This is a genomic window from Brevibacterium sediminis, from assembly GCF_024895295.1.
Taxonomy (GTDB): Bacteria; Actinomycetota; Actinomycetes; order Actinomycetales; family Brevibacteriaceae; genus Brevibacterium; species Brevibacterium sediminis.
Genome location: NZ_JAHQRN010000011.1, coordinates 47,371 through 61,001, shown reverse-complemented (window position 1 = coordinate 61,001; position 13,631 = coordinate 47,371). Strand labels below are relative to the sequence as shown.

At 66.2% G+C, this 13,631-nt stretch carries 11 protein-coding genes; 4 read left to right on the top strand and 7 right to left on the bottom strand.

What is annotated here, in order from left to right:
* Nucleotides 1-40 precede the first annotated feature (40 nt).
* Together KTJ89_RS18430 and KTJ89_RS18425 are read right to left on the bottom strand one after the other, a co-directional pair.
* On the bottom strand, nt 41-2,293 hold the full coding sequence (locus tag KTJ89_RS18430; RefSeq protein ID WP_259358857.1) for a protein kinase domain-containing protein: 2,253 nt from the start codon (nt 2,291-2,293) through the stop codon (nt 41-43).
* Nucleotides 2,290-3,498 carry a lytic transglycosylase gene (locus tag KTJ89_RS18425; protein WP_259358856.1) on the bottom strand — a complete coding sequence of 403 codons (1,209 nt, stop codon included), beginning with the start codon at nt 3,496-3,498 and terminating at the stop codon, nt 2,290-2,292. The genes KTJ89_RS18430 and KTJ89_RS18425 overlap by 4 nt, the downstream gene beginning before the upstream one ends.
* A 129-nt stretch (nt 3,499-3,627) precedes the next feature.
* Here KTJ89_RS18425 and KTJ89_RS18420 point away from each other — a divergent pair, with 129 nt between their 5' ends.
* On the top strand, nt 3,628-3,978 hold the full coding sequence (locus KTJ89_RS18420) for an Rv2175c family DNA-binding protein (RefSeq protein ID WP_259358855.1): 351 nt from the start codon (nt 3,628-3,630) through the stop codon (nt 3,976-3,978).
* 101 nt (nt 3,979-4,079) lie between these two features.
* Here the strand turns inward: KTJ89_RS18420 and KTJ89_RS18415 are convergent, their stop codons facing one another.
* Entirely contained in the window at nt 4,080-5,360 is a 1,281-nt protein-coding gene (locus tag KTJ89_RS18415; protein WP_259358854.1) for a polyprenyl synthetase family protein, read from the bottom strand.
* Nucleotides 5,357-5,902: a hypothetical protein gene (locus tag KTJ89_RS18410; protein ID WP_229664119.1), complete on the bottom strand. Its 546-nt coding sequence runs from the start codon at nt 5,900-5,902 to the stop codon at nt 5,357-5,359. The genes KTJ89_RS18415 and KTJ89_RS18410 overlap by 4 nt, the downstream gene beginning before the upstream one ends.
* A gap of 60 nt (nt 5,903-5,962) precedes the next feature.
* Here KTJ89_RS18410 and dinB point away from each other — a divergent pair, with 60 nt between their 5' ends.
* From dinB to KTJ89_RS18395, 3 genes are all read left to right on the top strand, one after another.
* Nucleotides 5,963-7,198, top strand: coding sequence for a DNA polymerase IV (dinB, locus tag KTJ89_RS18405; protein ID WP_139908260.1), 1,236 nt, complete (start codon nt 5,963-5,965; stop codon nt 7,196-7,198).
* Nucleotides 7,199-7,329: 131 nt separating this feature from the next.
* Nucleotides 7,330-7,737 carry a DUF3040 domain-containing protein gene (locus tag KTJ89_RS18400; protein ID WP_172170027.1) on the top strand — a complete coding sequence of 136 codons (408 nt, stop codon included), beginning with the start codon at nt 7,330-7,332 and terminating at the stop codon, nt 7,735-7,737.
* Nucleotides 7,738-7,786: 49 nt separating this feature from the next.
* A complete protein-coding gene (locus tag KTJ89_RS18395; RefSeq protein ID WP_259358853.1) occupies nt 7,787-8,500 on the top strand; it encodes a YdcF family protein in 714 nt (237 codons plus the stop codon).
* A gap of 123 nt (nt 8,501-8,623) precedes the next feature.
* Here the strand turns inward: KTJ89_RS18395 and KTJ89_RS18390 are convergent, their stop codons facing one another.
* From KTJ89_RS18390 to KTJ89_RS18380, 3 genes are read right to left on the bottom strand one after another with little or no spacing between them, the layout of a single operon-like run.
* Nucleotides 8,624-11,152 carry a transglutaminase TgpA family protein gene (locus KTJ89_RS18390; RefSeq protein ID WP_259358852.1) on the bottom strand — a complete coding sequence of 843 codons (2,529 nt, stop codon included), beginning with the start codon at nt 11,150-11,152 and terminating at the stop codon, nt 8,624-8,626.
* Nucleotides 11,149-12,408: a DUF58 domain-containing protein gene (locus tag KTJ89_RS18385; protein WP_259358851.1), complete on the bottom strand. Its 1,260-nt coding sequence runs from the start codon at nt 12,406-12,408 to the stop codon at nt 11,149-11,151. The genes KTJ89_RS18390 and KTJ89_RS18385 overlap by 4 nt, the downstream gene beginning before the upstream one ends.
* Before the next feature lie 4 nt (nt 12,409-12,412).
* Nucleotides 12,413-13,402, bottom strand: coding sequence for an AAA family ATPase (locus KTJ89_RS18380; protein ID WP_101546280.1), 990 nt, complete (start codon nt 13,400-13,402; stop codon nt 12,413-12,415).
* Between the last annotated feature and the right edge of the window lie 229 nt (nt 13,403-13,631).

Below are 13,631 nucleotides of genomic sequence, written 5' to 3'. Positions count from 1 at the left end.
CGTCGTGCCTGTCCGACCCGTCGTGCCTGACCGACGATTCCTATTTGTCTTTGTCGTCGTCCTTCTTGTCGTCAGACTTCTTGTCCTTCTCGTCCTTCTTGTCATCCTTCGAGTCGGAGTCTTCCTTCTTCTCCTTGCCCTTGGACACGCGGACGATGATGAGCGAGTTCGCGGGCTTCGCCTCGGTGCTCTTCGGGAACTGCGAGACGACCTTGCCCTTGGGTACGTCGTCGGAGAACACCTCGTCCTTGCCGACGCGGAATCCGCGCTTGGCCAGGGTCGCATAGGCGGCGTCGAAGGTCAGCCCCTCGACGTTGGGAACCGGGATCGGCGCGACGCCCTTGGACACGACGAGATCGATCTTCTCGCCTTTCGACAGCTTGGTTCCGGCCTTCTGGGATGCCGAGATGACGGAGTCCTTGGCGACGGTGTCGCTGTACTTCTCCTCGACCTTGCCGACCTCGAGGTTGACCTTCTTCAGCGCGGCCTCTGCTTCGTCGCGGGTCGTGCCCTCGAGCTTCGGAACCGCGAACTTCTCCTCACCCTTGGACACGACGACCGTGACGGAAGAGTCGGGGGCCAGCTCCGCACCACTGACGGGTTCGGTGCCGATGACAGTCCCGGCGGGAACCTTGTCGTCGAAGACCTCTTTGGGCTCGGCCTTGAGATCGTTGTCCTCCAGCTGCGAGGTGACTTCCCCGACGGGCTTACCCGCCAACTCACCGGGAACGATGGATTTCGGTGTAGGCAGGTTCGCCACTACGAACCAGGCGACCAGAGCGAGGACGGCAACCACGGCGACGAGTCCCGTAAGGACACGACGTCGGCGACGTCGGACGGGAGATGCCCCCGCCGAGGCGGCCGCGGAGCCGGCGACCACCGCAGCCTTATCGTGGCGGTCGGAATCCGAATCCTTCGACACCGGTTCGTCGTCGGAGTCCTCTCGATCAGCGGAACCGTCCGAAGCGTCAGAATCAGCTGAATCGGCGGCAGCGCCTGCGGCTTCCGCGCCCGTCGTGTCTGCGTCGGGGGATTCCGAGGCGGCACCGGCACCGGAAACTGCTGCGCCGGCTACTCCGACTCCGGCCGCAGCGACGGCGGCCGCGCCGGCGGCACCGTCCGTGTGGTCGTCATCGTCACGATCGGCGTCATCGGAGTCGGCGTCATCGTCAGGATCAGAGTCGTCCGATTCGGTACCGTCGACCCCGTCGGCATCGTCGTGGGAAGCTTCCGCGGCAGCCGCCTCGGCGGAGGACTCGTCGTCATCGGCATCGTCGGGATCAGCCGCACCTGTGTCTCCCTCGGTGTCGTCCTCTTCGCCTTCGAGATACGGGATCTCGTCGGTGCGGGAGCGCTTCTCCTTCGGCACCTCCTCGCCGAGGTCGATGCTCGCGGTGAGCACTGGGGAGTGCTCACCGGTGGCGATCTGCGGATCTCCGAGGTCGAGCTCGGCCTCGGACATCTCCGCACGCGCTTCTGCCAACGCTAAGCGGAACTCGGCGGCATCGGCAGGGCGGTCCTCGGGGTCCTTCGACGTCGCCCACAGCACGAGCGCGTCCAAGCGCGGACTCAGGCGGGTGACGACGTCCGACGGCGGCGGAACCGTATCGTGGACGTGACGGTACGCGACCTGGATCGGGACGTCATCGGTATACGGCTGAGCGCCGGTGAGCATCTCGTAGAACATGATGCCGACCGTGTACAGATCGGTGCGGGCATCTGCTCCGGCTCGGGTGACGAGTTCGGGAGCAACATAGCCGACCGTGCCGATGAGGGTCTTGGTCGTCGTTGCCGTGGTCACGGCACGGGCCAGACCGAAGTCGGCGAGCTTGACCTGACCGTCGGTGCCCAGCAGCACATTGTCGGGTTTGAGATCGCGATGGATGATCCCGGTCGAGTGCACGGCCTCGAGCGCGGCGAGGATCGCATCGAGGACGACGATCGCCTGTCTGGGCGTGAAGGTTCCGCGGTGCTTGAGCTCGCGGCGCAGCGTCACCGACGGCAGGTATTCCATGACGAGGTAGACGATGTCGCCGTCGCGCGCCTGATCGTGGATGGCCACGAGGTTCGGGTGGGTGAGCCGACCGGCGTTGATGGCCTCCCGGCGGAAGCGTTCGACGAAGGTGTCATCGGAGATGAGGTGCTCATGCATGACCTTGATCGCGATCTCACGGTCGAGTCGCAGGTCGGTGCCGCGGTAGACCATGGCCATGCCGCCGCGGGCGATCTTGGCATCGATGCGGTAACGCTCATTGAGCACCGTGCCGATGAGGGGATCTCGGCGGGCGGTCACAGGGCCTCCTCCAAACGCGCACGCTGCAGTTGGACGGCGCGGACGAAGGCCTTCGTCTCCGGCAGCAGTCCGTCGGCGCGAACCGAGCGCAGGTCCTGGTAGTAGCCGGCGATGGCTTCGTTCTCCGATTCGGCGGTTTCGATGAGCCAGCCGAGGATGACGGTGCCGGCGACGATATTGTCTTCGATGTCGAGCAGGTCGAGTCCGCGACCGACGATATCGGACGCCCAGCGACCGGATCGGGGAGTGATCTGCATGATCCCGATCGCGTTGCCGGCCGAGACCGTCGTGTGCTGGAAACCGGATTCGGCAGCGGCGAGGGCCTGCATGAGGGCGGGATCGGCGCCGAGCTCGACAGCCAGCGAGGCGACGAGCAACTTCGCCTGCGCCGGGGCCGGATGGCGGCGGTGCAGCAGAGTGTATTTGTTCAGTCGCGCCGCGTGGAGCACCGAGGGGCGGATGCCCTCGACCTGCGCGCTGGCGGCAACGCGGGGGACGTCGCTCGGCGGTTCGGCCGGGGTGCGACGCGGGCGGGCCTTCGACGGACGCAGCAGGAGGAGTTCGCCGACCGTGATGAACGAGTCATCGCCCATGGCGTTGGCCTGCCGCAGGGTCGCCGGCGAGATTCCGTGCCGCGCCGCGATCCCCTGCAGGGTGTCACCGGGGGCGACGACGTGTGAGGGATCATCATCGGGCAGATCGTTCTTCTCCGGCAGGGACAGGACCTGACCCTGGTGGAGGTTCTGACGCGGCGAGATGCGGTTGAGTTCGGCTAACGCGGGCACTGAGACGCCGTGTTTGCTGGCCACACCGTAGAGGGTGTCGCCCTGCTTGACCTTGTATGTGCGGCCGCCGTGGGTGACGGGAACGGTGGCACTCGCGGTGCCCGAGATCCACTGCGGACCGGTGCTCGAGGTGGCTGCGTCCTCGACGCCGTCATCGGACTGATCGTCGGGGGTGGCCGATTCTGCTGCGGCGGCGGGAGGCCGATCGTCAGCGGACACGGTAGAGCCCGGGTTCGTTGTCGCCGAGACGGCCGGTGAGTTCTCGTCGGGGGATTCGGCGGTGGGGGCCACCTCGGTGGGGGAGTCGTTTTCGGGGTCGACCCGTTCGGCTCCTGGGATCGGACCGGTCGAATTCACCTTCGATGCGGCGCGGATGTCAGGAGCGGCGGTGACGGGCCTGTGCCGTCGCGGTCGTGTCATCTGTCACCTGTTGACTTCATGTCGAGTGGGGAAGCTACGGTCTCCAGCCTAACGAGTAGGCGGGCTCGACCCGAGCATTCGGCACCGCATGGCGGGGTGTTTCTGCCGAATATTGCTACGCTTGAGGGCGTGAATACCGAAGAACTCGTCCAGGACTGGGCCCCGCTGCCCGACATCGCAGAGCTCACCGGGCTCGGCATCTCCCAAGTGCGGAGGCTGCTCGAAGACGGCGCCATCTGCGGAATCAAGATCGGCAATCCGAAGGTTCTGCGGGTTCCGTTGGCCTTCTTCGTCGACGGCGAGGTCGTCAAACCGCTCAAAGGCACCCTGCACACCCTCTACGACGCCGGATTCGACTACGAAGAAGCCATCGTGTGGCTCTTCACCGATGACGAGTCCCTGCCCGGCCGGCCCATCGACTTGCTTCGCTCGGGTAACAAGAAGGAAGTGCGCCGCCGCGCTCAAGCCCTCGCGTTCTGATCTGCGCGGGCTCGAGGAGAGCAGCGCAGCACCCTTGAGGTGAGCAGCGTTTGACGTGGTCAACGCGGCACCCTCGAAGCGAGCAGACCTGTTCGCCGGCCTCAGCTGGAGCGGTAGCTCAGCGCTTTCGCAAAACCCTTGAGTCGCTCCTGTGCGGCCGATCCGATGCGCACCTGCGCCGAGGCGGTCGGCCCTGCCGCTGAACCTGCACCGGCATCGGCTTCTGCCCACGTATCGACGATCGTCGCTGCGTGGGCATGCTTATCCGCGATGAAGGATTCGACGGCGGCGAGACCGCCCGAGTCCGTGATCATGTCAACGCATTCGGCCACCTCGGCGTCGCTGAGATCCGGATCGCCCAACCGCGCGGCGAGGACTTCGAGCTGGTCCGCCGAGATCCGGGCCGCGGTCTCGGCGATGAGCACGGTGCGTTTGCCCTCCCGGATATCGTCGCCGGCGGGTTTGCCTGTGGCCTCGGGGTCACCGGCGATGCCGAGCACATCGTCGCGCAGCTGGAACGCCTGTCCGAGGGGGAGGCCGAAAGCGGAGATCTCCTGCAGCTGCCCACCATCCGCTCCGGCCAGGGCCGCGCCGAGGAGGAGCGGCTGCTCGACCGAATACTTCGCGGACTTATAGCTCAGGACCTCCCACGCGCGTTCGGCGATCCGGTCGTCGCTGAGCGGAATGACCTCGGCGAGTACGTCGAGGTACTGGCCGACCATGACATCTCGGCGCACTGTTCCGCGCAGCTCGAGGGCCGTGCGGCTGTTGCCCAGGGCCTCCTGCGATCGTTCGAAGAGCTCCTCGCTCAGCGCCAGGCAGATATCGCCGATGACGATGGAAGCGGAGACGCCGAAGGACGCGCCGTCGCCATGGAAGCCGGAGCGCTGATGGTGGGCCTCGAACTGTCGGTGCAGGGCCGGCCGACCACGACGGGTGTCCGAATTGTCGATGACATCATCATGGATGAGCGCGGCGGCGTGGAGCAGCTCGAGCGAACCGGCCGCCTGCGCCAGACCCGCGGTGACGTCGGCTGCGGAGCCGGCTGTCCGGTCGGCTGTGGTCCCGCCTGCCTCGCCGGCGCGGACGTCACCGCCGGCGAGCTGGAAGCCCCACCACAGCAGGACGGGGCGGATCCTCTTGCCGCCGCGGGTGAACTCGATGAGCGCGTCGCCGATCGCTGTCGCATCGGGTGAGATCGCCTCGAACTCGGCAGCCTTCTCAGCAAGGAAGGCCTCCAGTTGGGGGGACACCTCGGCGGCGATGGACTCGGGAGAGTCGAGGAACTCGACGAGGGCGGGAGGGGCGTCGGCCGAGCCGGGTGCCGTGGACGGGCCGGGCTCAGGGGCGTCGCCGGTCATCCCCGATCTGTGCGAGGTCATGAACCGATGTTTCCGCCGACGGTCACGATCGAATTCGCTTTGTCCTCCGAATCCTCGGCGACCGTGACGACGAGGACGCTGTCATTGTCCTTGTGCTTGAAGTTGACCACGCGGGCGCTCTTCGTCTTCACCTCTTCGCCGAGGCGTTCGAAGTCCGCCTTGCCGAGCTCCTTCTCGTAGAACTCGAAGATGTCCTTGGCATCGGCCTTCGCCTTGACGACGAGGCTGACCTGTTCGGGCAGCTTCTTGTCCTTGTCGTTGTGAGCCTTGACGCTCGACGCGGAGAGCACCTCGGAATCCGGGTACGGCTTGATGTACTCGGGCAGATCCTTCACATCGTTCGATGTATCGGGGTCCGAGCCTGTGGCCTCGGTCGATGCTTCGGCCGAGGCGGTCTCGGATTCGGCAGGGGATGCGGAGGCAGGGGCCTCCTGAGAAGCCGAAGGGGTCGATTCGGCCTTGTCTCCACCGTTTCCCGAGCAGCCCGCGAGAGCGAGCGCGGCAACGATGGGCAGTGTCATGACAGCGGTGCGCGATACCATGCTTCAAGAGTACCTGGACTGTTCGGCGGAGCCGAAAGGAACAAGCGCGAGGGGCAGGCGATGAGTCGGAAGCAGCTGGCACGATCCGGAGGTGATCTGAGCCGTCTGGGCACGGACGACTCCGGCGCCACCATGCTCCACCTCGACATGGACTCGTTCTTCGTCTCCGTCGAGCTGCTCAGTCGCCCGCATCTCGTCGGCCGCCCCGTCATCGTCGGCGGACGCAGCGGACGCGGAGTCGTCGTCTCGGCCAGCTATGAAGCCCGCGAGTTCGGAGTCCATGCGGCGATGCCGATGTCGCGGGCCATGAACCTGTGCCCCGTCGCCGAGGTGATCCCGCCTTCCCACGGCCTGTACTCCTCGTACTCCCGCCAAGTCTTCGATCTCGTCGCCGAGGTGACCCCCGACGTACGGCAGGTCAGCGTCGACGAAGCCTATATCGATGTCTCCGGAGCCGTGCGCCGGCTCGGCTCTCCGGTGGAGATCACCACCCAGCTGCGAGCCCAGATCCAGGAGCGCACCGGTCTGAGCGCCTCGGTGGGCATCGCCGTCAGCCGCGTCGTGGCCAAACTCGCCTCGACGAGGGCGAAGCCGAACGGCCAGCTGCTCGTGCCCGCAGCCGCGACCCAGCAGTTCCTCGACCCGATGCCCATCGAAGCCCTGCCCGGGGTGGGGGAGAAGACGCAGGAGGGCTTCTTCCGCTATGGAATCCGCCTCATCGGCGACCTCGCCGCAGTCGACGAGGATTGGGCCGCACGAGTCTTCGGTGCGCACGGCCATCAGCTGTGGCGGGCTGCCCACGGTCAGGACTCGTCCGGTTTCGACCACCAGGCCAAGGAACACTCGATCAGTGCTGAGAACACCTTCGGCGAGGACATCTGGGACGTCGCCGTGCTCGAACACGAACTGCTGCGCCTCGCTGACAAGGTCGCCTACCGAGTCCGCGCAGAAGGAAAGGTCGCCACAAGCCTCGGTCTGAAGTACCGTCTCGGCGATTTCACGACTCTGTCGAGGTCTGTGACTCTGTCGGCGCCGACGGATCTGGCCCGGGAGATGTACGAGGCGCTGCGCCCGGCTCTGCGCAAACTGCGTGAGCAGCGCTCCCAGGGAGTCAGGCTGCTCGGCGTCCGAGCCGCCGGCCTCAGCGATTTCGCCGTCACCGGACGGCAGGCCACCTTGGACGAACCAGAACATTCCGGACGTGAAGCCGAGGTCGCCCTCGACGAGGTGAGGCGGCGATTCGGCAGCGAAGCGATCTCGCAGGCCTCGCTTCTGCGCAAACGCCCCGAGGCCTGAGAGCGGGTGAGCGGGAGCACAGTCTGAAGACCCCGTGGGAATCCGGCTCCTGACGGCCCCCGGAGATGTTTTTTCGGCCCTCAGAGACTATGATTGGGGGAAAGACTTGGGAAGCGAAACGGGGGTTCGAGATGCCACTCTCCGATCACGAACAGCAGCTGTTGGATCAACTTGAGAAGCAGCTGCGCAGTGAAGACCCTCGTTTTGCCCGGAATATCTCGGAAACCCAGGCCGCTGCCACGGGGCCCGGTTTCTCGGCGAAGCGCTTCGTCCTCGGTATTCTCATCGCACTCGCCGGGCTGGCCGCGACGATCCTCGCGATCTCGCTCGTGTCCAACTCCGCATGGTGGATCGCCCTCGGCGTCGTCGGCTTCGGCCTCATGGTCGCCGGAATGTACTGGGCGTTCAGCCGTCCCGGCCATGTGCACACCACTCAGACGGACTCTCGGAACTCCGGAGCGAAGACCGGTGCCAAGGGCAACTCCGGATTCATGAGCCGAATGGAAGACCGGTGGGAGAAGCGCCAACGCGGCGAATGATCCTGCTCAGGGCGATCAAGGCACTCTCGATATGAGAGTGCCTTTTTCAATGCCGGTCCGCCTACTCGCCGGTTCTGCCCTTGCTGTCTTTGCCGGCGTCTTCGCCTTCGCCGAGGCAGCGCACTGGCGATCGAGCCACCGTCGGCTGGGAGACTGTGATACCTCTGCTGGCCGGCGATCACGGAGCGACCGGTGGTCGAGTCCAGGCGTTCGGGCCCTGACCGCGGCAGGCAGAGACGAGACCACAGCCGACAGCGACCAGATCATCATCGTCCTCGGATATGCCAACCGCGGTCAGCGACCGAACGGAATCAACCGGTTCCGGGTCCGCGCGGGTCTGCGGTCGATCGATCCGACAGCCCGGTCGACTCTCCTCATCTTCTGCGGAGGCGCCGTCACAGGACGAACACCGGAGGCCCTCATCCTCGAACGCTTCGCCCGGGACGAACTCGGCTTCACCGGCCGAGCCGTGCTGGAGGAGCAGAGCACAACGACGTGGGAGAACATCGCCAACGCGATCCCCATCATCGACCGCGAGCTCACCCCGGCCACGACGATCAGCATCGTCTCGAACTCCCACCACGCCGAGAAAGCCCGCGACCACCTGTGGCAGATGCGCCCGGACCTGGCACGACGACTGGTCCGCGGGGGAGACTACCGATTCGGTGAACAGCCGCTGGTGAAGCCCATCGCCGCCGTGCGCGGCCTGCTCGCCCTGCGTGCACTCGATCGAGAGAACGCGAAACACGCGGCAGGGCACTGAGGTCCCAGACTCTCGCATGGAGGGTCCAGGCTCTGCGTGACAGCGAAGAGGCGGCCCCGCAGGACCGCCTCCTCGCACATCGACCAGGACCGCCAGGTATCGGCCTGGATCGTCAGCTCCTCGTCATTTCGGACGATTGAACAGGCTGGCCGGCCAGATCTTCGCAGAGATCCGACTGCCCGGCGTGGCCCGCTCCGACAAGTCCGTCCTCACCTCGTCGACGAGCGCTTGCACCTCCGAGTCATCGAGCGCCTCGGTAGCCGCACCGTAGCGCTGAGCTTCGAGGGCATCGACGAACGCTCCGAGCGCAGAGTCATCATGACCCGACTCTGACGGACGCGACGGGGCCGGACTGCTCAGACGTCGCAGCCGTTCATCCGAACGATCGAACGTCGAGGAACCGGCAGCTTCTGCGTTCTGCACGGCGGCACCGGAGCCGGCAGCCGCCTCGGCGGCGGTCTTTCGCATCGGTTCGCCGGTGTCCGGATCGATCTCTGGCGCCGTGGAGCCGGCATCCGTACCGGTGGTACTCGAGGTATCCGCAGCCTCGGTGCCACCACCGCCGGCAGCGCCGGTTGCAGGGACGGCACCGGCGAGCACGAGCTCGTTGAAGCGCAGTGTCCGACTCGAATCCAAGCTCTGCCCGTAGTCGGTGGCCAGAGCACGGACCTCAGTCCACACCGCCTCGAGGTTCTGCGGATCCTTCGTCCTGCGCGAGCGCAGGATCGAACGCCAGATCGCAGGCAGTGCCGCGAGCAGCAGCAGGACGAGCACGATCGCAGCGATGCCGAAGACAGTGCCGAAGTTCGAACCGGCCGGCTCTGCGGCCTGAGTGCTCGTCTCCTCCTCGGTGGGTTCCTCGGAGCCACCGGTCGGCGAAGCAGATTCGCTCGGCTCTTCGCTCGGGCTCGCAGACTCCGACTCGTCGCCCTCCTCCTGCTGGTCGGCGCCATCGGCGAGGGTCCACTTCGGCGGATCTCCGGCGGGACCGCCGGGGGTGGGTTCGAAGCGCACCCAGCCGGCACCTTCGAAGTAGAGCTCCGGCCAGGCATGCGAATCCTGCATGCTCACGTCGACGCCGTTCTCGGCTTCGTCCCCGCCGGCGTATCCGACGCCGATGCGGGCCGGAATTCCCATCGTCCGGGCCATGATCGTCATGGCCGAGGAGAACTGGACGCAGTAGCCCTGCTTATCCGCCAGGAAGTCCGAGATTGCGTCGCCGCTGGCCCGTTCGGGGGCATCGAGCGAATACTCGAAATCGCCGCCGCGGAAGTACGCCTGCAGCATGACTGCGGCCTCCCACTGGTTATCCGCATCGGCGGTGACCCGCTCTGCGGTCTCCTTCACGCTGGTCGGCAGGGAGTCGGGGACGGCGAGTTCGGTCTCGAAGTCGCTCTCGGACACCGGAGTTGCCGACTGCAGATCCTCGACGTCGGGATTCGGGGACAGATAGTCCATCGAATACTGCAGTCCACCGGTCTTCTCACCGTTGCCGACGACCGTCAAGGTCTTCTCGTCGAAGATCCACCGACGACTCAGGTCCTTCGGCTGCTGCGGAGCATACGGAGACGGCAGGTACTGCTGGTCGTAGTCGTCGCCGACGGCGACGCTGATCGTCTGCTCCTTGAAGTTCTTGTCCCGCGGCATCCCCGCGGGCCATGGCATTCCGTCGGCGGCGATCGCGAACGGATCGAGGCTGAACGGGCTCGGTGCCCAGTTCTCACCGTCGAAGTCATCGATCGAGGTCAACCGGATCGGATCCGCGTCCTCGTCCGTCGTCTGGTAGCTGAACAGCGTCTTGTCATCCCGGTCGCCGAGGTTCTGGCGCAGGTTGAGGAATGGGTTCGTCACCGTCAGGTCGCCCTGGCCCTTCGAGGCCCGGTCGGGCAGGGTGGGCACCGGGGGCAGCAGATGGGGCAGGCCGATGCCGATCGCCAGAGCCAGAGCTCCGGCGAGGATCGCCGTCATTCCTCCGCGCCACCGGGTCGCGGGCAGATAGGGGCTGAGCATGAGCAGCAGGAACGCCGCGAGGATCGCGACGATGTGCCACCACTTCACCTCCTGCGCGGCGAAGTAGACGGGGATCATCCACAGCACGAGCAGCAGCACACCGCCGACCTTCGGTGCCCGCAGATCCGAGACGAGGCCGTCGATGAGGATCGTGATGAGGGTGAAAGCGATCGTGAGCATCGCGATGAAGCCCGGTGTGCTCGCCGCCGGGGGAGCGGTCGCGTAGAGGTCGCTGACCCCCTCGGAGAGCAGATCGATCACCGTTCCGAAGGACTCACCGGTCGGGATGAACCCGAGCAGAAGCGAATCCCCGGCGCAGACGATGAAGACCGCGATGAGACCGGCCACGCACTGGGCGATGACCGCGGTGCCGGTCGAGCGCAGTGCCGGAACGGTGCGGAACACGGCGCCGACGATGACGACGACGGCGACGGCGACCAGGACGGGCGAGACCCAGGCGAAGTCCTTGAACACCGCCGATACGGCGACAGCGGTAAGGGCCATGGCGACGAAGACGACGATCGCCTCGAGCCAGCCCGTGCTCGGGCGCTCATCGCCCGTCGACGAGGGAGCCGAATAGCCGTTCGCCGGAGACTCGGAATCGGCTCCGCGCAGACGTGTGTCGGGAGTATTCAGACTCATCGGCGCACCCCCTGCGGAGTCGAGCTCGCACCACCCGGAGCCGCGGACGCGCTGCCGGCACCGGCAGTTCCCGGTCCGGGTTCGGCCGAGGTCCGACCGGTGCCGCTGCGAGAGCGCTTGGACTCGAACGTCGTCCAGGACTCCGGCAGGTCCTCGCTGAGACCGAGCATCGTCAGATCGTCGATCTCGCTGAGCGTGCGCAGAGTCACCGGCACGCGGCGGGAGAAGTGCGAGGCGAGTTCCTGCCCGCGCTGGTCGCCGACGGAGCAGATGACGATGTGGTTGGGGTTGTCGTGCGAGGGCAGTTCGACCCTGCCCGGGCGCACAAGGGCGGAGAGCAGACGCAGCTTGTCGATCTCGCGGGCTCCTTTGAATCTGATCTGGTGTCCGGGAGCGACGACATTGACTTCGTAATCGGCCTTGAGGAACGCGGTTCCGGCCGCGGTCGCCGCGGCCAGCAGGAACTCGATCTCGAGGTCGCTCGGCTCCACGGCGCCCTCATCGGCGACGAGGTCGATGAGGATGAGCGAATGGAGCGTCTCCTCATCGGCTTCGTGCCGGACCATGAGCTCGCCGGACTTCGCCGTCGAGGGCCAATGCACATGCCGCAGATCATCGCCGGGCACGTACTCACGTGTGTGGAAGTCCCGGGTGGTGTGTCCGGTGCGGACCTTGCCGTCGTCGAGGCGGGAGGGCCGAATCGACGAATCCTGCGGGATGCGCGCAGGCAGGATCGGCACGGACACGGCCACGGGGAAGGCCCCGTGGGCCTTCTTCTTCATCTTCACCAGGCCGAAGGGTCCGAACACGGTGATGAGGACCGCATCGATCCCGGAGACACCGCGGCGATTGGGGGTGAACGACGTCAGCACCGTCTGCGATGCCCCATGGGCCAGAGCCGGGACATCACCGGAGGTGGAGTCGCCGAATCCCTCGGCCGGGGTGAAATCGATCGTCGCGGCGGGAATCGCGAGCTGGCCGACATTCGTCACGCGCGCCTGGACTTCGACCTCTTTGCCTTCGGCGGCCAGCGGGTAGCGGTCTCCCGAAGGAGACAGCGCCACTTCGTGGAGGTTCGTGCTCATCGCGATCGACACCCGACGGGTGCCCCATAGGATGAGCAGCGCCGAGAGCAGGACCAGGCCGAGCAGCAGCAGACCGGCCGGCAGCAGGCCAGGCAGCGCGAAGCGGTAGGCCGTGATGATCAGGGCCGCCCCGGCCAGGACGAAGATGATGCCCGAAGTGCTCAGTCGCATGCGGTCACTGGTTCGCCGAGACGGGCACGCGGGACAGCACCCGACCGATGAGGTCAGCAGCCAGATCTGCGTCGTCTCCGTCGCGGGGGATGATGCGGTGGGCGAGGATGTACGGGGCCAGAGCCTGCACATCGTCGGGGGTGACGAAGGTGCGCCCCGACAGTGCCGCGCGTGCCTTCGCCGCCCGCAGCAGATGGACGCCGCCGCGCGGGGAGCTGCCGAGCAGGATCGCCTGATCGTTGCGGGTGGCATGGAGGATCGCCACGATGTACTCGCGCAGCTGCCGGCTGGCGGAGACATGGCGGACGATGGTGCGGGCCTGAGTGATCTGCTCGAGGTTCGTCACCGCGGCAGCGGTCTCGAGGGGATCGTTCTGGATCTGGTTGTCCAGCAGATCGACCTCGTCGGACGTCGCCGGATATCCCAGGGAGATACGGGTGAGGAAGCGGTCGCGCTGCGCCTCGGGCAGAGCGTAGGTGCCCTCCATGTCGATCGGATTCTGAGTGGCGACGACGATGAACGGCGTGGGCATCGGATAGGTCTGCCCGTCGATCGTCGCCTGACCTTCGGCCATGCACTCGAGCATCGCCGACTGCGTCTTCGGGGACGCACGGTTGATCTCGTCGGCGATGACGATGTTCGCGAACACCGGTCCCTGTCGGAACTCGAAGTGACGAGTCTCCTGGTTGAACAGGTTCACACCCACGACGTCGGTGGGCAGCAGGTCCGGGGTGAACTGGATGCGGCGCACGGAACCGTCGACGACCTTGCCCATGGCACGGGCCAACAGGGTCTTGCCGACGCCGGGGACGTCTTCGAGGAGGACATGTCCGCCGGCGAGCAGTGCGATGAGTGAGAGGCCGACGGCCTCATCCTTGCCCTCGAGCACCGAGTTCATCGCGGTGCGTGCCCGCGAGGTCAGATTCTGCACCCACTCGATGTGTTCGGCGCCGATCACGGAATTGGTCTGTGTACCTTCTTGGCTGGTCGACATACCCTCCATTGTCCCTTAAAGCCCGCACCCCAGCCACACGAGTTTCTTTCAGCTTCGTCACTCCCTTCTCCTCCCCACTCCCACGCCCTCCCCGAGGCACCCCACCCCACTCCCCACCACTCTCCCCACTTTCCTCCACGCGGACCCTCCACTTTCCTCCCCACTCGCCTCCACCTCGGCGCGGGTCTCGCCCGTGATCCCCGGATTCTCGCGGATCTGTGCCGTTCTC